At 67.2% G+C, this 20,774-nt stretch carries 12 protein-coding genes and 8 tRNA genes; 4 read left to right on the top strand and 16 right to left on the bottom strand.

What is annotated here, in order from left to right; genetic code table 11:
- Position 1: 1 nt before the first annotated feature.
- Together QPK31_RS08720 and earP are read right to left on the bottom strand one after the other, a co-directional pair.
- The gene (locus tag QPK31_RS08720; RefSeq protein WP_290422551.1) at positions 2-577 is read right to left on the bottom strand and encodes an elongation factor P; all 576 of its coding nucleotides are present in this window, start codon (positions 575-577) and stop codon (positions 2-4) included.
- A gap of 65 nt (positions 578-642) precedes the next feature.
- A complete protein-coding gene (gene earP, locus QPK31_RS08725) occupies positions 643-1,812 on the bottom strand; it encodes an elongation factor P maturation arginine rhamnosyltransferase EarP (RefSeq protein ID WP_290422552.1) in 1,170 nt (389 codons plus the stop codon).
- Positions 1,813-2,212: 400 nt separating this feature from the next.
- Here earP and QPK31_RS08730 point away from each other — a divergent pair, with 400 nt between their 5' ends.
- The 3 genes from QPK31_RS08730 (at position 2,213) to QPK31_RS08740 (ending at position 5,454) form a co-directional block, all read left to right on the top strand.
- Entirely contained in the window at positions 2,213-3,109 is an 897-nt protein-coding gene (locus tag QPK31_RS08730; RefSeq protein ID WP_290422553.1) for a hypothetical protein, read from the top strand.
- A gap of 116 nt (positions 3,110-3,225) precedes the next feature.
- Complete coding sequence (locus QPK31_RS08735) at positions 3,226-3,474, top strand: hypothetical protein (protein WP_290422554.1); 249 nt, start codon at positions 3,226-3,228, stop codon at positions 3,472-3,474.
- Between the two features lie 54 nt (positions 3,475-3,528).
- Positions 3,529-5,454, top strand: coding sequence for a S8 family serine peptidase (locus tag QPK31_RS08740; protein ID WP_290422555.1), 1,926 nt, complete (start codon positions 3,529-3,531; stop codon positions 5,452-5,454).
- 229 nt (positions 5,455-5,683) lie between these two features.
- Here QPK31_RS08740 and QPK31_RS08745 read toward each other — a convergent pair.
- From QPK31_RS08745 to apbC, 14 genes are all read right to left on the bottom strand, one after another.
- A tRNA-Glu gene (locus QPK31_RS08745) sits at positions 5,684-5,759 on the bottom strand.
- 44 nt (positions 5,760-5,803) lie between these two features.
- Positions 5,804-5,879 (bottom strand) — tRNA-Glu (locus QPK31_RS08750).
- A 44-nt stretch (positions 5,880-5,923) separates the two neighbouring features.
- Positions 5,924-5,999, bottom strand: a tRNA-Glu gene (locus tag QPK31_RS08755).
- A gap of 30 nt (positions 6,000-6,029) precedes the next feature.
- Positions 6,030-6,105: transfer RNA gene (locus tag QPK31_RS08760), tRNA-Ala, on the bottom strand.
- Positions 6,106-6,192: 87 nt separating this feature from the next.
- Positions 6,193-6,268: transfer RNA gene (locus tag QPK31_RS08765), tRNA-Glu, on the bottom strand.
- Positions 6,269-6,298: 30 nt separating this feature from the next.
- Positions 6,299-6,374 (bottom strand) — tRNA-Ala (locus QPK31_RS08770).
- A gap of 87 nt (positions 6,375-6,461) precedes the next feature.
- A tRNA-Glu gene (locus QPK31_RS08775) sits at positions 6,462-6,537 on the bottom strand.
- A gap of 30 nt (positions 6,538-6,567) precedes the next feature.
- Positions 6,568-6,643 (bottom strand) — tRNA-Ala (locus QPK31_RS08780).
- Between the two features lie 125 nt (positions 6,644-6,768).
- Entirely contained in the window at positions 6,769-8,172 is a 1,404-nt protein-coding gene (gene gltX / locus QPK31_RS08785) for a glutamate--tRNA ligase (protein ID WP_290422556.1), read from the bottom strand.
- Positions 8,173-8,338: 166 nt separating this feature from the next.
- Positions 8,339-11,926: an AMP-binding protein gene (locus tag QPK31_RS08790; protein WP_290422557.1), complete on the bottom strand. Its 3,588-nt coding sequence runs from the start codon at positions 11,924-11,926 to the stop codon at positions 8,339-8,341.
- Complete coding sequence (locus tag QPK31_RS08795) at positions 11,919-13,307, bottom strand: aminotransferase class I/II-fold pyridoxal phosphate-dependent enzyme (RefSeq protein ID WP_290422558.1); 1,389 nt, start codon at positions 13,305-13,307, stop codon at positions 11,919-11,921. The genes QPK31_RS08790 and QPK31_RS08795 overlap by 8 nt, the downstream gene beginning before the upstream one ends.
- Positions 13,308-13,340: 33 nt before the next feature.
- Complete coding sequence (locus QPK31_RS08800; RefSeq protein WP_290422559.1) at positions 13,341-15,890, bottom strand: bifunctional diguanylate cyclase/phosphodiesterase; 2,550 nt, start codon at positions 15,888-15,890, stop codon at positions 13,341-13,343.
- Between the two features lie 149 nt (positions 15,891-16,039).
- A complete protein-coding gene (locus tag QPK31_RS08805) occupies positions 16,040-17,086 on the bottom strand; it encodes an SDR family oxidoreductase (protein WP_290422560.1) in 1,047 nt (348 codons plus the stop codon).
- Positions 17,087-17,292: 206 nt separating this feature from the next.
- Positions 17,293-18,381: an iron-sulfur cluster carrier protein ApbC gene (gene apbC / locus QPK31_RS08810; RefSeq protein ID WP_290422561.1), complete on the bottom strand. Its 1,089-nt coding sequence runs from the start codon at positions 18,379-18,381 to the stop codon at positions 17,293-17,295.
- Positions 18,382-18,549: 168 nt separating this feature from the next.
- Here apbC and metG point away from each other — a divergent pair, with 168 nt between their 5' ends.
- On the top strand, positions 18,550-20,688 hold the full coding sequence (gene metG / locus QPK31_RS08815) for a methionine--tRNA ligase (RefSeq protein WP_374045794.1): 2,139 nt from the start codon (positions 18,550-18,552) through the stop codon (positions 20,686-20,688).
- Positions 20,689-20,774: the final 86 nt, after the last annotated feature.

The raw sequence follows: 20,774 nt of genomic DNA on the forward strand, positions 1-20,774 counted from the left end.
ATCAGTTACGAACGACCTTCTTGTATTCGTTGGTGCGGGTGTCGATTTCGATGACGTCGTCCTGGCTCACGAACAGCGGCACCATCACGGTGTGCTGGTGGGCTTCGATGGCGTTCTCGATCTTCGCTTCCTTCAGGACGTTGCCCGAAGTGTTGCCCTTGACTGCAGGCTCCGAGTACACGATCTGGCGTGCGATGATGGTCGGCAGTTCGACCGAGATGGCCTTGCCGTCGTAGAACACGGCTTCGCATTCCATACCGTCTTTCAGGTAGTTCAGCGCTTCGCCCAGGTTCTCTTCTTCGATTTCGAACTGGTTGTACTCTTCGTCCATGAAGACATACAGCGGGTCGGCGAAGTACGAGTAGGTCACCGGCTTCTTGTCCAGCACGACGACGTCGAACTTGTCATCGCCACGGAACACGTTTTCCAGCGGAGCGTTCGTCAGAAGATTCTTCATCTTCCACTTGTAGGTGAAGCCCGTGCGGCTCGAGCCGTTGACGTCGGAACGCAGAACGATAAAAGGCTTCTCATCAACCATGATGATGTTGCCAACACGGATTTCTTTTGCGGGTTTCATATGAAGTATGATCGATAAAAGGGGTTGCAGTAACAGAGCATCATAGCATGGAATGTGCCGCGCGCCTAACGAAGTGAGGCAGCAAAGGCGAGCAGGTTCGTCGCCAGGTCGCCGTTCTCCAACATCCGCGTTTCCCACGCCCCTGCCCGCTCGGCCATTTCCGGCATGTCGGCCAGCAAGTCCGCCCACAGCGCCTGCCAGTCCTGGTCTTGCGGGTCGCCCGGCCCGGCGCCGTTCCAGTGCAGCGAAAAGGTCTTCAGGCTGTCGAGCCCGACGGCGTAGCGGTCGAGGAAGGCGCGCAGCTTCTTGTGGTGCAAATTCTCGTCCTGCAAATAGATGTGCCAGACGAAGGGCCGGTTCGCCCACTGGGCGCGCACCCAGGAATCCTCGCCGCGCACGAAGTTCAGGTCGCAGGCCCAGAGCAGGCGGTCGTAATCGGGCTGGGCCACGAAAGGCAGGATGCGCACGGTGAGCGCGCCGCGCGTGGCGCTGTCGCCGGCCCGGGCGGTCTTGCCGAAGAACGCCTGCACGGCATCGGCGGCCACGCCCTCCGGCACCAGGCAGGCGATGGGGGCGGCGCCGCGCTCCCAGGCCCGGAACAGCGAAGCCACCGGCGCGAACGGATAACAGAACAGCGACACTTTAAAAGCGTCGATCTCGCCCTGCGCCAGGCCGAGCCCGGCCAGGAAGGCCTGCGCCTGGCCCGGGTCCGACTGGAAGGCCGCCCGTTCGGCGCCGATCGCGCGTTCGCGCAGCAGGCCGCCGGTCTTGTCCGTGAAACCCGGGAAGAAGAAATGCTTGGTCAGCTTCAGGCGCGGATGCATCGACGGCAGGCGGTGGCAGCCCTCGACCCACTCCTCGGCGCTGAGCCCTTCGTAGTTCAGCCACACCGGACGCGGTTCGCGCCGCGCCATGGCCTCGACATAGCCGGGCGGCAGCTCGCAGCCGAAGAACTCGATGACGATGTCGTCGACCTCGCCGGGCGCATGGCTTCCGTCCTGGCCGCGCCAGTGGCGCACCTGTACGCCCTGCACCAGCTGGCGTTCGGCGTCCAGGTCGACGCCGGGGCAGATGCGGCGGAAGCTCTTCAGGTCGTCCACCCACAAGGTGACGGCCACGCCGTGCTCGTGCCGCAGCTGGCGCGCCAGGCGCCAGCAGATGCCGATATCGCCGTAGTTGTCGACGACCTTGCAGAAGATGGTCAGGGTCGTGGGGTGCTGTGGATGCAGGGACATGTCTTGAAGAGGATAAGCGCGGGAAGCGCGCCATTCTATCCGATCCGGCAGTCGAACCCAGTGGCGTGGATGCGGTCGCGAGGCGCGAATGGCGGGCGTTTTCCGGGCTTGATTGCCACTTGTCTGCGCCAACGCAAGCCACTTTTCGGGAAACAGGCATACCCCCGAAACGCCTCAAACTTCGCGCGGCACACCCGGTCCAACGCCTACCTGCAGGAAGGCGGACACCGGTCCGTCGCCCTGCCCTCCGTCCGCGCACCGGCCTTACCCGGCGCACGGATGCCACGTACGCGGCCGCTTGCAGCACGTGTGTAAGGGAATCGACATCAGCCGGGCACGCCATCGCGTGCCGAGCGCCGGTACTGTTGCCGGCAGCCGCATTGCAAACAAGGAGTCGAGCATGAACGAATTCCAGCAGTACGGAGTTGGACAGCCCGAAATCGCACCGCAAGCCTTCCTGGGCGGCGCCTTTGGCGCACCCGCCGGGGGCTTCATTGGCCGGAATATCGGGGATATCTTCGGCAACCCCAATCTCGGCAGCCGCATCGGCGAAATTGCCGGTGGCCTGCTCGGCAGCTTCTCACCCTTCAGCGCCGACCCGACGGGCGCCCAGCAGCAGCCGCAGCAGCTGCAACAACTCCAGCAGTTGCAGCAACTGCAACAGCTACAACAACTCCAGCAACTGCAGCAACTGCAGCAACAACAGCAGCAGCAAGCCCAGATGGAGCAGTTCTCTCCGCAAGGCTGGGGCAGCTGGGTCAAGAAACTGGCCAAGCCGGCCGGCCAGCTGTTTGGCCAGATCACGCAAAACCCGACCCTGGGCGGTATCATCGGCGGCGGCCTGCAGCAAGTGGGCGGCTTCCTGCCCCAGTCCGTGGATGCCCAGGCCGGCGCCGTGCAGCAGCAACACCCGCTGGTGCAGCAACTGCAGCATATCCAGGCCCAGCAACAGCAGCTGCACCATGCACTACAACAGTTGCAGCAACAGGCCGTCGTGCTGCAACGCCAGCTGGCTGCCCAGGCCCAGGCCAGCCAGGCACAGGTGGGCGGCCAGGGCCAGATTGCACCGCAGAGCTGGCTGACCGACCTTGCCGGCCTGGCCGGCCAGTATGCGCAGCCGATCGGCAGCTTCATCGGCAGCCAGTTCGGCAACCAGCAGTTGGGCAGCCAGATCGGCGGCTTCGCCGGCCAGCTGACCCGCATGCTGCCGCAATCGGCCGACCCGTACGCGGCCTATGCACAGCAGGCGCAGCAGGCACAACTGGCGCAGATGGGTGGCCAGCAAACCATGCATTGACCATGCCTTGACCATGCCTTGATGCCCGTTATCCGCGGCCCCGGCTGTCCTGGAGTGCAGCCGGGCCGCACCCCTTCCCGCCTGCGGGCGGGAGGCTAGCACTGGAGAAACTGCCCATGCCGAGTACCCCAGCATCGACCCGCTACATCGTCCGCGCCGCCGCCGACGACAACGCCGTGCTCGCCCGCTTCCTCGACAGCATTCGCGACACCCCCGCCGTGCGCCTGGTCGACACCATCGGCCCGAGCGCCGGGCCGCCGCATACCGTTGTCGTCGAAACCGACCCCGCGACCGCCGAACAACTCAAGCAACGTACCCACAACCAATTGATGATCGAACCGGACAGCCCGCTGTCGCTGTTCTGAGGCGCGTGCCGCGCCCGGCACGGCAAGCAGGCCGGTCGATCGAAAGGAAAAGACATGCCCAAGACTCCCCAAGGCGGCCCCGCCGATGGTGCGGAACACGGCGCCGACCACGGCGGCCAGCCGGATGGTCCCGACAGCACTGGCGGCCTCGACGGCGCCGCGCCGGAAACGCGCGGCCGCGCGGTCGGCGAACGCAAGAAAAAATACCTCGTCGCGCCGCGCCAGCCGCAGGGCGGGTTCGGCACCCTGAGCCTGGGCTCCGTCGGCCTCGCGCCCTTGTCGCTCTCGACCGTCGAGCAGGCACTGCGCGCCAGCCCCGACATCGATGTCGTCGACACGGTCGGCGCCCGGAGCGCGGTTGGCACGTCCAGTATCGACGGTGGCGGCGAAGGCGTGCTGGTGGCGCGCATGACCGACCGCCAGGCGGCCGAACTGCACGGGCGCGGCGGCGGGCGCCTGCTCGTCGAGCGCGACCAGCACCTGCAGCTGCTCGATCCGATGCTGCGCCGGCCCGACCTGGTGTCGTCGCTGACGCCCTACAGCGGTCCGGCCGTGGACGTGAGCATTTCCGTCATCGGCAAGGACGGCACGCCGCTGCCCGAGGCCGAAGTATCGCTGTTCGGCGGCATGCTGCCGGCCTCGAGCGTCACCGACGCCAACGGCATGGCGCAGCTGCGCCTGTACGGCGACGACCCGCGCACCATCAGCGGCCTGTACGTGAAGCCGCGCGCCGATTACTGGAGCTATTACCAGCGCGATCCCGACCTCAGCATGGACGAACCGAATATCGTCACCCTGCATGCGCTGTCGGAGTCGCCCTCGTTGCCCGGCTTTCCGCGCCAGGGCGCGGTCGGCTGGGGGGCGCGCGCGATGCGCCTCGACCAGCTGCCGCCCCACTTCCGCGGCCAGGGCGTGAAGATCGCCGTCATCGACTCGGGCGCTGCCACCAGCCACGGCAACCTGAACCGGATACACGCCGGCTTCGACATCATCAACAAGCGTACCGATCCCAGTACCTGGAGTCAGGACGCGCTGGGCCATGGCTCGCACTGCGCCGGCGTGATTGCGGCCAGCGATCCGGCCTGGGGCATCCGCGGCTTTGCGCCCGACGCCGAAATCCACGTCTGCAAGCTTTTCCCCGGCGGCCAGATCAGCCAGCTGATCGAGGCGCTCGAATACTGCATCGAGCAGGGCATCGACGTCGTTAACATGAGCCTGGGCGGCGGCACACCGTCGGAAGCGCTGGAACGCCAGATCGTGCGTGCGCGCCAGGCCGGCGTGGCCTGCATCGCGGCGGCCGGCAATTCGGGCGGACCGGTGCAATATCCGGCATCGTCGCCCAACGTGCTCGCAGTTGCCGCGCTTGGCAAGCTCGGCGAGTTCCCGCCCGACAGTTATCACACCGAAACCGTCAGCCCCGATGCCGATGGCCAGGGCTATTTCAGCGCCAAGTTCAGCTGCTTCGGACCCCAGGTCGACGTCTGCGCGCCGGGGGTGGCGATCGTCTCGTCGGTACCGCCGAATAATTTTGCTGCCTGGGACGGCACCTCGATGGCGGCGCCGCACATCACCGGGCTGGCGGCCCTGATCCTGGCGCACCGGCCGGAATTCCAGGGATTGGGCGGCACGCGCTCGCCGGAACGGATCGACCGCTTGTTCCAGGTGCTTCGCCTCAGCGCGCGCCGGGTCAGCCTGGCCGACCAGTCGCGCATCGGCCACGGCATGCCGGATGCGCTGGCCGCGCTCGGGCTGCCGCTGGTTCCCGGCCAGCAAGCGGGTGCCTGGCCGGCCATGTATGGCGACCTCGGCGGGGTTGGGCTGGGAGGGGGAATGGGTGGAGCCGGACTGGGCGGCAATGGCAACGGCGGAATGATGCAGGTCTACCCGCCGGTACCGCAATTCCTCGGCCAGTCGCCACTGGCGGTACAGGCGCTGCAATATGGCTTTACGCTGGGAGGATTGCCGCCGCGCGGCTGGTGAGCATCCGCCACACATGCAGGCAAACCGGGGGGCGTGACCGCGAACGCGCCGGGTGCAAGCGCATTGACTGCCAACGAGTGACTGTCAACGCATGACTGTCAACGCATGACTGCGAACGTATCGACTGCGGACGAATCGACTGCAAACGAATCGACTGCAAACGAGTGACTGCACGGCAAACAGACGCGGAAAAGCAAAAAGCCGCTGAAAAGCGGCTTTTTGCCATGACTGGCGTCCCCACGGGGATTCGAACCCCGGTACTCACCGTGAAAGGGTGATGTCCTAGGCCTCTAGACGATGGGGACCTAAAACTGTTCCGATTACTACTTTACTGCACTTGCCGAATTCTTGGCGTCCCCACGGGGATTCGAACCCCGGTACTCACCGTGAAAGGGTGATGTCCTAGGCCTCTAGACGATGGGGACCTAAAACTGTTCCGATTACTACTTTACTGCACTTGCCGAATTCTTGGCGTCCCCACGGGGATTCGAACCCCGGTACTCACCGTGAAAGGGTGATGTCCTAGGCCTCTAGACGATGGGGACCCTGGACTGCTACAGATGTGTTTTCCGACGTGGTGGAGGTAAGCGGGATCGAACCGCTGACCTCTTGCATGCCATGCAAGCGCTCTCCCAGCTGAGCTATACCCCCTACGGGAAAACAACACTATAACATACTGCATTTACTTCTACTACTGCTGCCGCTGGCGCAGCTTACTACCAAGCTTTGGCAATCGCTTGGCGTCCCCACGGGGATTCGAACCCCGGTACTCACCGTGAAAGGGTGATGTCCTAGGCCTCTAGACGATGGGGACCCTGGACTTCTACAGATGTGTTTTCCGAGGTGGTGGAGGTAAGCGGGATCGAACCGCTGACCTCTTGCATGCCATGCAAGCGCTCTCCCAGCTGAGCTATACCCCCTAAGGTAAAACAAAACTATCAACAACTGAATTAAGTTCAACTACTGCTGCCGCTGGCGCAGCTTACTACCAAGCTTTGGCAATCGCTTGGCGTCCCCACGGGGATTCGAACCCCGGTACTCACCGTGAAAGGGTGATGTCCTAGGCCTCTAGACGATGGGGACCCTGGAACTACCGTACTGCACACTTCAGAGTGGTGGAGGTAAGCGGGATCGAACCGCTGACCTCTTGCATGCCATGCAAGCGCTCTCCCAGCTGAGCTATACCCCCGTTTTTCACTGTATCACTTGCTGCCGTGTTACCGTGTGCTGCTGAAGTGCGAGCATTATAGCGGGGGTTCTTGCATTTCGCAAATGCGGATTTGCGTGAAGACAAACCGCATGTGCAAACCCGGTTTACAGGCCTTTGTTCACGCGCGCCACGACGGTCTCGCGGCCGAACAGTTCCAGCACCGCGTCGATGGCCGGCGTCTGCAGCTGGCCGGTCACGAGCAGGCGCAGCGGCATGGCGATCTGCGGCATCTTCAGGCCGTGCGCAGCCAGCACCTCCTTCAGCATCGCGGCCAAGGCCGCCTTGTTCCACTCCACCGTCTGGCAACGCTCGGCGAATGCCGCCAGCGCCGGGCGCACCGCATCGGTCAGGTGCTGGGTCAGCAGGGCCGCGTCCGGCTGCGGCTGGCGGTAGAACAGCATGGCCGCATCGGCCAGCTCGTTGACCGTGTTCGCGCGCTCCTTCATCAGGGCCAGCACGGCCGGCAGCGCCGGTGCACCCTCAAAACGCGCGCCCTGCGCTTCCATCTGCGGACGCGCCAGGCCGGCCAGGCGTTCGTTGTCGGCCAGCTTGATGTAGTGGTTGTTCAGCCAGGCCAGCTTTTCCGGGTTGAACTGGGCCGCCGAGGCGGTCAGGTGTTCCAGGTTGAACCACTCGGTAAATTGCTCCATCGAGAAGATCTCGTCGTCGCCGTGGCTCCAGCCCAGGCGCGCCAGGTAGTTCAGCATCGCTTCCGGCAGGAAGCCCTGCTCCGGGTATTGCATCACGCTCACGGCGCCGTGGCGCTTCGACAGCTTCTGGCCGTCCGGGCCCAGGATCATCGGTAGGTGGCCGTACTCCGGCAGCTCGGCGCCGAGTGCGCGCAGGATGTTGATCTGGCGCGGGGTGTTGTTCACGTGGTCGTCGCCGCGCAGCACGTGGGTAATCTTCATATCCCAGTCGTCGACCGAGACGCAGAAGTTGTAGGTCGGGGTGCCGTCCGGACGCGCGATGATCAAGTCGTCGAGTTCCTTGTTGCCGATGGTGATCGGGCCCTTGACCACGTCGTTCCAGGTGACTTCGCCATCGAGTGGATTCTTGAAGCGCACCACCGGCTTCACGCCTTCCGGCACGGCAGGGAGGGTCTTGCCCGGTTCCGGACGCCAGGTGCCGTCGTAGCGCGGCTTTTCGCCAGCGGCGCGCATGCGCTCGCGCATCGCTTCGACTTCGTCCGGCGAGCAATAGCATAAGTAGGCGGTGCCGGCCTCCAGCATGCCCTTCACCACCTCGCGGTAGCGGTCCATGCGCTGCATCTGGTAGAACGGGCCCTCGTCGTGCGACAGGCCCAGCCATTGCATGCCGTCCAGGATGGCCTGCACCGCCTCCGGCGTCGAACGTTCGAGGTCGGTGTCCTCGATGCGCAGGATGAAGGTGCCGCCGAAGTGGCGGGCGTAGGCCCAGGAATACAGCGCGGTGCGCGCGCCGCCGAGGTGGAGATAGCCGGTCGGGCTGGGGGCGAAGCGTGTACGGACAGGGGTGCGGACGGTCATGGCGGAAAGCGTAATGGTAAAGCGCTTATTTTACCCCGCCAGGCAGGCCCCGCGACACCGGCCGTCGCGGGCGCGCCACCCTGCCCTGGCCGCGCCCGGCCTCGTCCGCCATGCCGTGCGCACCACTGTGCCCGCTGCTGTGCGGGGCATCGCGCTAAGTATCGCACTAAGTATCGCGCTGGGCATCGCGCCGGGCATCGCGCTGGGTATCGCGCTGGGTATCGATATAAGCGGCCAGTTCACGCACCGTCGGGTAATCGTAGAGCAGCTCGGCGCCGATGTTCACCCCGCTGGCCGCCTCGATTTCCAGCGCCAGCGGCACCGAGGCCAGCGAGTCGATGCCGAGGTCGCCGAACGAGGTGTCGAGCCCGACCGCGAGGGGCGGCTGGCGCCGCAGCGTACCGGTCGACAGGTGCAGGCCGCCGATGTCGAGCGGCTCGGCGGCGCTTTCGCGCAGCCATTTCAAGATGCAGCCGCGCACCAACTCGACCGAGGACGAAGACGCCGGCACGGGCAGGGGCAAGGCAACCATAGGCGCCGGCGGCCCGTCCGGCGCGCCCTGCGGCGCATCCCGGCGCAGCAAGGGATCGAGCCGCCCCGCCGCCCCGGGCAGGGTCTGCTCGATGTCGCCGATCGCCAGCGCATGGCCATGCGCGCGCGCCAGCAGCACCGTGGCCGGTGGGCAGGCCAGCGCCGCCGGCCGTTCGGTGCCGATCGACTCGCGCAGCGCATCGAGCTTGCGCGCCGCCCAGGCCGCCGACTCGCCGCGCGCGCCGGCGGCCAGCAGGGTCCAGGCCGCGAATTCGCCGTTGCGCCAGTCCTGCCATTGTCCGGGGCCTTCCGCAGGCAGGCGTTCCAGGCTGGCGGCCAGGGCCGGCGCGTCGAACAGGTCGGCGATACAGCGCGCCAGCGGATTGCCGGGCACGCGCACCACGGCGCCCAGGTGGGCATACAGTGCTTCGCTCGGCCCTTCGAGGATGCGCAGCACGCGCGCGTCGCGCAGCAGGCGCGGGGCGATGTTGTTTTCCAGGTAGCCGCGCCCGCCCAGCATCTGCATCAGGTCGTCGGCCGCCTTCCACAGCAGTTCGGACAGCACGCACTTGCAGGCGCTGCAAGCCTCCTGGGGCAGCGGCGCGCCCGCATCGAGCGCACGCGCCAGCGCTCCCACCAGGGTTTCGGCGGCGCCGATGGCGCAATCGAGATCGTGCAGGCGCCAGGCGCTGACGGGATGATCCAGCAGGCGTCCGCCGGCGACGTCGCGCCGCGCCGCGTAGCGCGCCATCAGCTGGGCGCAGCGCTTCATGGCGCCCACGCACAAGGCCCCGATGCCGAGGCGGGCAAAGCCCATCGCTTCCTGCGCCACTTCCATGCCGGCGCCGGGCACGCCCAGCACCTGGGCATCGGGCACGAACACGTCCTCGAAGCGGATCGCGTTCTGGACCATGGCGCGCATGCCCATGGTCAGCGCTTCGGCGCCCTGGCGCAGGCCCGGCGCGTCTTCCGGCACCAGCAGCGCCACCGTGCCGAGCGCCCTGCCCGCCGGGTCGAAGGCGCGCGCGAACACGCTCAGGACGCCGGACCACGAGGCCAGCCCGATCAAATGCTTTTCGCCGTGCAGGCGCCAGCCGCCATCCACGCGCAGGGCGCGCGTGCCGATCGCACGCGGATTCGAGCCGGCCCGCGGTTCGCTCAGCGCAAAGGCGGCCAGCTGGCGCCCGCCGGCCAGCAGCGGCAGCCATTCCTGGCGCTGCGCCGCCGTGCCGAAGCGCTGCAGCGGACGCAGGCCCAGGCCATTGTGCACACCGACCACGGTTGCCAGCGTCAGGTCGATGGCGGCCAGCTGGGCCATCACGCGCACCAGGTCGACGTTTGCCAGGTCTTGCCCGCCCAGCGCCAGCGGCGCCTGCAGGCCGAACAGGCCGCGGTTGCCGAGGTCGAGCACCAGGTGCGGCGCGATCGTGCGGCGTTCGTCGTCGAGCGCGGAATGGATGCGCCGCGCCGCATACTGGCGCAGCCAGGCAACCAGCACGTCGGCGCGCAGCGCGCTGCCGATCTTGCCGGGCTGGGCGCGCGGCCGCACCAGCGGCAGGGCGCCGGCCGCCAGCAATGCCTTGCAGCGCGCACGCTGGATCTTGCCGCTGGTCGTACGCGGGAACGCGCCCGGCATCGCGAACGCCAGCGTGTGCAGCGGGATGCCGAGTTCCGACGCCACCGCGCTCCGGATGCGGCGCCCGGATTCCTCGACCTCGCCGCTGCGCGCCAGCGCGCGGCTGGCCTCCACCACCAGCGCCAGGCGCTCGCCCTCCTCCGCCTCGATGCCGAAGGCGGCGCAGCAGTTCGGCGCCAGCGTCCCCACGGCGCGCTCCACCAGTTCCTCGACATCCTGCGCATACACATTGCGGCCGTTGACGATGATGACATCCTTGCGCCGGCCCGTGACGAACAGTTCGCCGTCGTGCAGGAAACCGAGGTCGCCGCTACGCACCCGCTCCTGGCCGGACAGCGCGCTAGCGCCGGCCTGCCCATGGTAGCCGCGCGAGACGCCTGGCCCGCCGATGCAGATCTCGCCCACCGCGTCGCTCGCGGCCGGCGCGCCGCTGTCCGGATCGACGATCGCCACCGTCACGCCCTGCGCCGGCGGGCCGCAGCTGACGACCGCGCGCGCCGCCGCGCCGCCCGGCGCCGCCATGCATACCCGTCCGCTTTCGAGCGCGGCGGCATCGAGCATCAGGACGCGCGGGCCGCGTCCGTACGGGCCGCCCGCCACCAGCAGGGTCGCCTCGGCCATGCCGTAGCAGGGAAAGAGCGCGCCGCGGCGCAGGCCGCGCGGCCCGAAGGCGGCGAGGAAGCGTTCCAGCGTTGCCGCGCGCACCGGCTCGGCGCCGTTGTACAGCACCGCGAGGCTGGACAAGTCGAAGCCGGCGGCGGCGTCGGGCCCGATGCGCCGCAGGCACAGGTCCCAGGCGAAGTTGGGCGCGCCGCTGCAGGTGGCGCGGTAGCGCGTGACCGTCTCCAGCCACAGCGCGGGCCGGCGCAGGAAGGCGCCGGGCGACATCAGCACCGAGCGAAAACCCAGCGCCAGCGGCGCGGCGATGCTGCCGATCAGGCCCATGTCGTGGAAGGGCGGCAGCCAGCTGACCATCACCGTTTCCGGTCCGAAGCCGAAGGCCAGCCCGATGGCGGCGAGGTTCGCGGCGATGTTGGCATGGGTGATCTCCACGCCCTTCGGCTGCGCCGTCGAGCCGGAGGTATATTGGAGAAAGGCGAGCGCAGCGGCGTCCGGTAACGGCAGCGGCAGCGCCTCCTGCGCCGCATCGACGCCCGCGCACAGCAGCGGCACGGCGCAGCCGGCACGCGCCAGCGCCGCCCGCGTCGCCTCCTCGCCTTCGGGCGTACCCAGCACGATCGCCGGCCGGGCATTGGCCAACAGGGCGGCCAGCCGCTCGCCGTCGCGGCGCCGGTGCGCGGGCGCGGCCGGCACCGCCACCAGGCCCGCCGCCAGGCAGGCGAGAAAGACGCCGACGAACGCTAAACCAGGTGGATACAGCAGCAGCGCGCGCTCGCCCGGCGCGGCATGGCGCGCCAGCTGCGCGGCCTGGGCAGCCACGCGTGCGGCCAGCTGGCGGTACGAGATGTCGACGGCCTCGCCGTTCTCGTGCAGGAAGGTGTAGGCGACGCGCTCGGGCGTGTGCGCCGCGTGATGCTGGAGACGATGCAGCAGGGTGGCGCCGCCGGGGTCGGCCGCTTCAGCCACGGCTGCGCTCCCCGCGCCACGGCCCATGCGCGGGTTCCACCCCGAGCGCGGCGGCGGCGCCATTCACGGCGGCGCCGATCTGGCGCGCGCCGTGGCGCAGTTGCTCGACGCGGTGCTCGGCCATCACCTGCAGGCGCAGGCGCGCCGCGCCCAGCGGCACGCCGGGGAACTCGACCGCGTTCACGTGGACGTTGGCGCGCGCCAGCGTGCGTCCGGCCAGGCGCGCCACCTGCTCGCTGCCGATCCACACCGGCACGATCGCCGACGGCAGGCCCAGGCAGCGCATGCCGATTTCGGCCAGGGCGGCGCGCAGGGCCACGGCGTTGCGCAGCAGGCCGGCGCGCAAGGCCTCGCCTTCGCCGCTGCCCACGATGCGCAGCGCTTCCAGCACCGTGGCCGCCTGCACCGGCGACAGCGCGTTCGAGAACAGGTGCGGCCCGGCGAACAGCTGCAGCTGGCGTTTCACGGCGCGCGAGGCGCAGGCAACGAAACCGCCGTTCGAGGCAAAGGTCTTCGAAAACGCACCCATCACGATGTCGACCTTGCCCAGCATGCCCTGCTCGCCGATGCTGCCGCTCCCGCCCGGCCCGAGCGCGCCCAGGTCGTGGGCGACGTCGACCAGCAGCGTGGCGCCGTATTCGCGGCACAGGTGCTGCATCAGCGGCAGGTCGGGCACGTCGCTGTCCATGCTGAACAGGCCTTCGGTGACGACCAGGATGCCGTTGTCCGGGTCGCGCGAGCGGATCGCGGCCAGCAGCTCGCGCACGTGGCCGGTGTCGAGGTGGCGGTGCAGCGCGACGTTGCGCGTGGCGGCGCTGGCGCCCTGGCGCAGCGAGGCATGCGCCAGCTGGTCGACCACCACGTAGTCGCGCGGCGTGACCAGGGCCGTGATCAGGCCGAAGGCGGCGCCCCAGCCGGTCGGGAACAGGGTCACGTGCTCGCAGCGCACCAGGGCGCCGAGCGCCGCCTCCAGCGCCAGCGAGGCGCTGCTGTTGCCCTGCAGGACGGCGGAACCGGCGCTGTGCGGCCCGGCCTCGAGCAGGGCCAGGCGCGCCGCTTCGCGCACCGCCGGATGCAAGGCCAGCGACAGGTAGTCCTGCGAAGCGAAGTTAACGCCGGCCGTGGCGCCCGCGGCATCGGACGCGGCGCCCTCCTCGCGCACGCGCGCCTCGGGGCCGGGTGCACCATCGACGGCGCGCGCGTACTGCCAGACCCCATGCGCGGCGCGCAGCGCGCACCAGGCATCCAGCGGCTCGGTGCGCTTGACCAGGTCGGGGCCGCGCGGCTGCGCGAACTGGGCGACGTTGCCGCGCAAGGCGCCGCAGGCGACCAGTTGCGCGACATCGTCGGCCCGCTCGAAATGAAGCGTTTCTTCATGCACGATGTACTCCTCGATGGGATAGGAAACAAAGGGTCAGGCCGGCACCGGCGCCGCGTGCTGGCTGTCATGCAGGCCCTGCCCCGCCAGCAGCGCCGCCACCTGTTCGGGCGGCAGCGGGCGGGCGAACAGGTAGCCCTGGGCCTCGTCGCAGCCGATCGCCACCAGGTCGGCCAGCTGTTCGTTCGTCTCGACCGCTTCGGCGATCACCTTCAGGTCGAGGCTGTGGGCCATGGCGACGATCGCCTCGGCGATCGCATACGGGCGCGCGCGCGGATCGACCCCGAGGCGGCGTACGAACAGGCCGTCCATCTTGAGGATGTCGACGGGCAGTTCGGACAGGTAGTTCAGGCTCGAGTAGCCGGTGCCGAAATCGTCGATCGACACCAGCACCCCGGCCGCACGCAAGGCGCTCATCACCCGCTGGTTGCCTTCGAGGTCGTCGATCAGCACGCCCTCGGTGATTTCGAGGTCGAGGCAGCCGGACGGCAGGCCGCTGGAGGCCACGATGTCGAGCACGCGCGCGGCGATATCCGGGTGGCGCAACTGGCGCGCCGACAGATTCACCGCCGTCTTCACGCCGGGCAGGCCGGCGTCGCGCCAGGCGCGGTTCTGGGCGCAGGCGGTGCGCAGCACCCAGTCGCCGATGGGCACGATCATGCCGGTTTCCTCGGCCAGCGGGATGAAGCGGCCCGGATCGATGCGGCCATATACCGGATGCTGCCAGCGCAGCAGCGCCTCGACGCCGACGATGCGGCGCGTGGCCAGGTCGAACTGCGGCTGGTATTCGAGGAAGAGCTGGCCGCGCGTGAGGGCGTCGCGCAGGCCGTTCTTCAGGGCCAGGCGCTCGCTCTGGGGCGCGGTGGCGGCGCTGGAATACAGCTGCACGCTGTTCTCGCCCCAGGCGCGGGCGCTGCGCATGGCGACGTCGGCGCGTTTCAGCAGCGCGTCGAGGTCGCAGTCCTCGGCCGGATACAGGGCCACGCCCACCGACAGCGTGATGAAGCATTCGCGCCCGGCGGCGGCCAGCGGCAGGCCGAAGCGGTCGAGGATTTTCTCGGCCACCTGGCGCGCGTCCATTTCGGAACCCAGGTCTTCCAGCAGGGCCACGAATTCGTCGCCGCTCCAGCGCGCCACGGTGTCGCAGTCGCGCAGGCAGCCGCGCACGATGCCGCCAGCCTGCACCAGCAGCGCGTCGCCGGCCTCGTAGCCGAGGGCGTCGTTGACTTCCTTAAACTTGTTGATGTTCAGGAGCAGCAGCGCCACCAGGCGCCGGTTGCGGTTGGCCCGGTCCATCGCATGGCGCAGGCGGTCGCGCAGCAGGCGCCGGTTCAACAGGCCCGTGAGCTGGTCGCAGTGCACGCCGTCGAGCATGCGGCCGACGCTGGCGCCGAGGTCGCGCCCGACGCCCTCGCCCTGGCCCATGCGGGCCCGGGCGCCGCTCGCCGGTTCCAGGTCCTCGTCCTGGCCGTGGCAGACCACCCGGTTGCGGCCGCTCGACTTGGCCAGGTACAGCGCCTCGTCGGCGCGTCCGATGGCCTGGGTGATGGTTTCGCCCATGCGGTACTCGGCCACGCCGATCGAGACCGTCAACGCGATGTCGCTGGGGCCGTCCTTGCAGCGCAGCCGGTCGATCGCCACGCGCACGCGCTCGGCCAGCACCTGGGCGTCGCAGGCGGGAGTCTCGGGCAGCATCAGCAGGAATTCCTCGCCGCCGTAGCGCCCGAAGCAGTCGCTGCCGCGCACCAGGGCCTGCACGGTCTGGGCAAAGGCGCGCAGCACGGTGTCGCCGGCGCTGTGGCCATAGGTGTCGTTGATGCGCTTGAAGAAATCGATGTCGAGCAGGCAGAGGCAGAAGGCGCGGCCATTGCGGTCGCTTCTTTCCTTTTCGCGCTCGATCAGGTTCATCAGGTAGCGGCGGTTGTGCACGCCGGTCAGTTCGTCACGGATCGCCAGCTCGTTGATGGTGCGCAGCGCCTGCTCCAGCTTGACGAAGCCCTGGGTCTTGGTCAGCTCGAACAGCAGGGCAAAGGCCAGCACCACCACGAACAGGCCCAGGTGGCAGACCAGGTAGAGGGTGGCCATGTCGCTCACCGGGTGCACCGGCAGCGCGTGGCCGCCGGCCGCCAGCAGGTAGATCAGGGCGGCCGCCGTACAGCTCATCGCCAGCCAGAAAAGCGCACTCCAGATGCCCCCGAGGAAGGCCGCCACCAGCGGCCCCGTGATCAGCCAGCTGGCGGTGGGCGCGCTGATGCCGCCCAGGTGGTAGCTGAGCCAGGTGAAATTGAAGAACAGCGCGCACAGGAAGAGTTCGCGCGCGGCGACGATGCTGCCGCTCACGCGCAACAGCAACGGCGAGGTCAGCATGAAGGCGCAGCACAGCAGGGTCTCGGTGACGGCGCTGTCGAAGCCCAGCAAATAATAGGCCAGCGCATAGAACGGCCCGGCGGTGGCGGCCAGCAGCGCCGCGCTGACCACGTTTTCGGCGCGCGTCAGGGTGGCCGCCTCTTGCTGCAGGGCGGCGGGGATGAACCAGTGGGTAGCGGCCAGGTAACGGCCACTCCAACGCGCGCTGTCAGGGTTCATGGAGGCTGGGCGCGGCACACGGCCGTCTTGGGGAGTGAGTCCAAGAGGCAGTGTAGGGAGGAAATTTCCTACTGGACTTATTCTGGCGCAGACAGATGTGAGATTGCGCAAGCCCGGCGGTCCCGGCGTGGCTCAGCCGGGACTGTCTGTCACGGCAGCTGCCTCGCGGCGCGCAGGCGTGCGATCGCCCGCTCGATCGTCGCTTCGGTTTCCACCGCCTCGGTGAACCCGGCACGGCGGATCTTGCCCATGTCCGACACCATGTCGAACGCGGTATTGAAGACGAAGTCGCCGAACCACCAGCCGACCAGCTTCTCATAAGGCAGGCTCTGCAAACCGTGCTGTTCGACCAGGCGCGCCCAGGCCGCGGCCTTCAGCGGCATCTGCTTCGCCAGCGGGAATGGCTGCGGCGGGCCGACCTCCATGTCGAAGGCATCGGCCACGCGGCGCCAGATGCGCTCCCAGCGGAAGGGTTCGTTGACCAGGTTGAAAGCTTCGCCGCCCGCCGCCGGGTCGAGCGCGGCCCAGACGCTGGCGCGCGCCATCCAGTCGGCGTCGGTGGTCTGGGCCAGTACGCCGGAATACACCGTATCGGCGCCGGGGAAGCGCAGCGGCACGCCGGCCGCCTTGCTGAGCGCGGCGAACACGCCCATCACCATCACGATGTTCATCGGGTTGCCGGCGATGTCGCCGACCACCACGTCGGGGCGCAGGATGGACCATTCGAAGTCGCCCGCCGCGCCGCGCTCGCGCAGCAGGTCTTCCTGCACGTAATAGAAGTTCGGGGTCATGTGGCGCGGGTCGTCTTCGTAGAAAGGCGCCCGGGTCGGGCCGAGGTGCACACCGTACACTTTCGCGCCCTGGTAGTGCACCACGCGCTGCAGGGGCGCGCCGACCGCCTTCAAGCCGTCGAGCAGGTTGCGCAGCATGCCGCCGTTGATGCGCTCTTCATCCAGCAGGTCGGCGCCACCTTTCAGCGCGGCATAGAACACGTGGGTGGTGTCGCGTGCCGCTTCCAGGGCGCGCGCGGTGGCCGCGGCGTCGGTCAGGTCGGCCTGGATGGTCTCGACGCCGTCGACGAAGGTGCGCGGCAAGGCGCGTACCTGCCACTCCGGCCTTTCCTTCAATTCGCGGACAAGCGCGTTGCCGATGATGCCGCTGGCGCCGACGACCAGTGCCTTGTACTTCGTGCTCATGCATTTCTCCTGTAGCAGATGGAGGCATGAGCATAACCGTCCGGCGCCAGGCGCGTCGCGGCGGCCCCGGTTTTCGGCGCCGTCCGATTCCGGCACCTGCGCAAGGCCGGGCATGGCGCGGGCAGATCACGATTCCGGGCACGCGCACGCCGGAAATGAAAAGGCGCCATGAATGGCGCCTTGATTTATTGCTGAATTTTACTGAATCAGTCGTTGCGCACGACGATGCTCGGGAATTTGCTGCTCATGTCCTTGGCACGTTCGGCCACCTTCACCGCCACCTTGCGCGCGATGTCCTTGTAGACCTTGGCAACCGGACCGTCAGGCTCGGCGACCACGGTCGGGCGGCCCGAATCGGCCTGCTCGCGGATCGACATCGTCAGCGGCAGCGCGCCCAGGAAATCGACGCCGAAGTCCTTGCACATCTTTTCGCCGCCGCCATGGCCGAAGACGGCTTCGGTATGGCCGCAGTTCGAGCAGGTGTGGGTGCTCATGTTTTCCACGATGCCGATGATCGGGATGCCGACCTTCTCGAACATCTTGAGGCCCTTGCGCGCATCCAACAGGGCGATGTCCTGCGGCGTGGTGACGATCACGGCGCCGGTCACCGGCACTTTCTGCGACAGGGTCAATTGAATGTCGCCGGTGCCTGGCGGCATGTCGACGATCAGGTAATCGAGTTCGCGCCAGTTGGTCTGCTCCAGCAGTTGCTGCAGCGCCTGGGTGACCATCGGGCCGCGCCAGACCATCGGCTCGTCGGGGTCGATCATGAAGCCGATCGACGACACCTGCACGCCATGGTTTTCCAGCGGTTCCATCGACTTGCCGTCCAGGCTTTCCGGACGTCCGTTGATGCCCAGCATCATCGGCTGCGACGGGCCATAGATGTCGGCATCCAGCACGCCGACGCTGGCGCCTTCGGCGGCCAGGGCCAGGGCCAGGTTGACGGCCGTGGTCGACTTGCCGACGCCGCCCTTGCCCGATGCCACGGCAATGATGTTCTTCACGTTCGGCATGACCTTCAGGCCACGCTGCACCGCGTGCGACAGGATCTTGGTTTGCACGCTGACGCTGACGTTGCCGACGCCCGGGATCGCCTTGACGGCGTTCACCACGGCGGCGCGCAGCGAGGCGACCTGGCTTTTTGCCGGGTAGCCGAGTTCGAGATCGAAGGCGATGTCGGCGCCGTCGACCTGGATATTCTTGACCGATTTCGAGGACACGAAGTCTTTGCCCGTATTAGGATCGACCAGCTTTGACAAGGCGGTCTTGACGTCGTCTGCAGTGATGCTCATGTAAATCTCCGGATGTGATGCGCGCAGTGTAGCAAAAAACGGCCTCGCGCCTCGGGCGAGGACCCGAAATTCCGGCAAAAGCCGGCCTTGCCCGGGAATACCCCCTGAGCGTTTGGGGCCATCCGCTGGTAAAATGCTCCCTTTCATCCATTCCTTAGCGTTTCGACCATGACCCGCAAGCTGTTCGTCACTACTGCCCTGCCCTACGCCAACGCCGCCTTCCATATTGGCCACATGATGGAATACATCCAGGCCGACATCTGGGTCCGTTACCAGCGAATGCAGCGCGATGGCGACCAACAACGCCAGGTGCATTTCGTCTGCGCCGACGACACCCACGGCACGCCGATCATGATCGCCGCCGAAAAGGAAGGCATCACCCCGCAGGAATTCGTGGCGAAGATCGCCGCCGGCCGCCCGCAATACCTGGACGGCTTCCATATCGCCTTCGATAACTGGTATTCCACCGATTCGCCGGAAAACGTCGCCCTCTCGCAAGGCATCTACCGCAAGCTGCGCGACGCCGGCCTGATCGTCACCAAGACCGTCGACCGTTTCTACGATCCGGTGAAGGGCATGTTCCTGGCCGACCGCAATATCAAGGGCGAGTGCCCGACCTGCCACGCCAAGGACCAATATGGCGACAACTGCGAAGTCTGCGGCGCCGCCTACCAGCCGACCGAACTGATCAACCCGTTCTCGGTATTCACCGGCTCGACCCCGATCCTGAAACCGTCGGAACAGTATTTCTTCAAGCTGTCGGATCCGCGCTGCTTCACCTTCCTGAAGGAATGGCTGAACACCCCGGGCCGCCTGCAGCCGGAAATGGTGAATAAAGTGTCGGAATGGCTGGGCGAAGCCGGCGAAAAGCTGGCCGACTGGGATATCTCGCGTGACGCGCCCTACTTCGGCATCCCGATTCCCGATGCGCCGGGCAAGTTCTTCTATGTATGGCTGGACGCGCCGGTCGGCTACCTCGCCTCGCTGAAGAATTATTTCGACAAGAACGGCCTCGACTTCGACGCCTTCCTGAACGACCCGAACGCCGAGCAGGTCCACTTCATCGGCAAGGACATCGTCTCCTTCCACCTGCTGTTCTGGCCAGCGATGCTGAACTTCTCGGGCCACCCGATCATCGACAAGCTGAAGGTCGCCGTCCACGGCCACCTGACCGTGAACAACGAAAAGATGTCGAAGTCGCGCGGCACCGGCATTTCGCCGCTGCGCTACCTGGAACTGGGCATGAACCCGGAATGGCTGCGCTATTACCTGGCGTTCAAATTGAATGCGAAAGTCGAAGACCTGGACTTCAACGGCGACGATTTCGTGGCCCGCGTGAACAGCGATTTGATCGGCAAATACGTGAACATCGCCAGCCGCTGCGCCGGTTTCATCGCCAAGAAGTTCGACGGCAAGCTGGCGTCCGAACTGTCGGACAACGCCAAGGCCTGGATCGCGAAAGCGCTGACCGTGGACGGCGCCGAGCGCCAGGTATCGATCGCCGCCGCTTTTGAAGCCCGCGAATACGGCCGCGCCCTGCGCGAGATCATGGAAATCGCCGACGTGACGAACCAGTTCGTCGACGAGAACAAGCCCTGGCTGCTGGCCAAGGACGAGACCAAGGTCGCCGAGCTGCACGACGTCTGCACCACCGCCCTGATCCTGTTCCGCCAGCTGACCATCATGCTGTCGCCGGTGCTGCCGCAGGTGGCCGCGCGTGTGTCGGAATTCCTGGGCGATGCCGGCTATACCTGGGCCGATACGCAAGGCGATGCCGTCTACAACAGCATGCTCGGCCGCACCATCGGCGCCTACAACCACCTGATGCAGCGTGTCGACGCCAAGATGATCGAGAACCTGTTCGACCGTCCTGCGCCGAACCCGGCATCGGATGCGACGCCGGAACCGGCCACGGCAGCGGTTGTCGCGGCAGCGCCGGCCGGCAGCGATATCGAGGAACTGGCCCCGGAAATCTCGATCGACGATTTCACCAAGATCGACCTGCGCGTCGCAAAAATCGTCAACTGCGAACACGTGGAAGGCGCCGGCAAGCTGCTGCGCCTGACCCTGGACGTGGGCGAAGGCCGCTACCGCAACGTGTTCTCGGGCATCAAGTCGGCCTACAAGCCGGAAGACCTGGTCGGCAAGCTGACCGTGATGGTGGCGAACCTGGCGCCGCGCAAGATGAAGTTCGGCGTCTCGGAAGGCATGGTGCTGTGTGCCTCGGCCGCCGACGAAAAGGCGAACCCGGGCCTGTACCTGCTCGACCCGATGCCGGGCGCGACCCCGGGCATGCGCATCCGCTAGGCGATACCACAACAAGAAGCGGCCCGAATCACGCTATAACAAGGCCGCTCTCCGACACTCCTCGGCCCCTGGAAATCCGCTTTCCA

It is taken from the genome of Massilia sp. YIM B02769 (assembly GCF_030411995.1).
Classification (GTDB): Bacteria; Pseudomonadota; Gammaproteobacteria; order Burkholderiales; family Burkholderiaceae_D; genus Telluria.

Bases quoted from the DNA above. Each gene is read 5' to 3' on its own strand.
- apbC (WP_290422561.1), bottom strand. From the start codon at position 18,381: ATGAGCATCACTGCAGACGACGTCAAGACCGCCTTGTCAAAGCTGGTC.
- earP (WP_290422552.1), bottom strand. From the start codon at position 1,812: ATGTCCCTGCATCCACAGCACCCCACGACCCTGACCATCTTCTGCAAG.
- metG (WP_374045794.1), top strand. From the start codon at position 18,550: ATGACCCGCAAGCTGTTCGTCACTACTGCCCTGCCCTACGCCAACGCC.
- QPK31_RS08720 (WP_290422551.1), bottom strand. From the start codon at position 577: ATGAAACCCGCAAAAGAAATCCGTGTTGGCAACATCATCATGGTTGAT.
- gltX (WP_290422556.1), bottom strand. From the start codon at position 8,172: ATGACCGTCCGCACCCCTGTCCGTACACGCTTCGCCCCCAGCCCGACC.
- QPK31_RS08740 (WP_290422555.1), top strand. From the start codon at position 3,529: ATGCCCAAGACTCCCCAAGGCGGCCCCGCCGATGGTGCGGAACACGGC.
- QPK31_RS08730 (WP_290422553.1), top strand. From the start codon at position 2,213: ATGAACGAATTCCAGCAGTACGGAGTTGGACAGCCCGAAATCGCACCG.
- QPK31_RS08735 (WP_290422554.1), top strand. From the start codon at position 3,226: ATGCCGAGTACCCCAGCATCGACCCGCTACATCGTCCGCGCCGCCGCC.
- QPK31_RS08800 (WP_290422559.1), bottom strand. From the start codon at position 15,890: ATGAACCCTGACAGCGCGCGTTGGAGTGGCCGTTACCTGGCCGCTACC.
- QPK31_RS08805 (WP_290422560.1), bottom strand. From the start codon at position 17,086: ATGAGCACGAAGTACAAGGCACTGGTCGTCGGCGCCAGCGGCATCATC.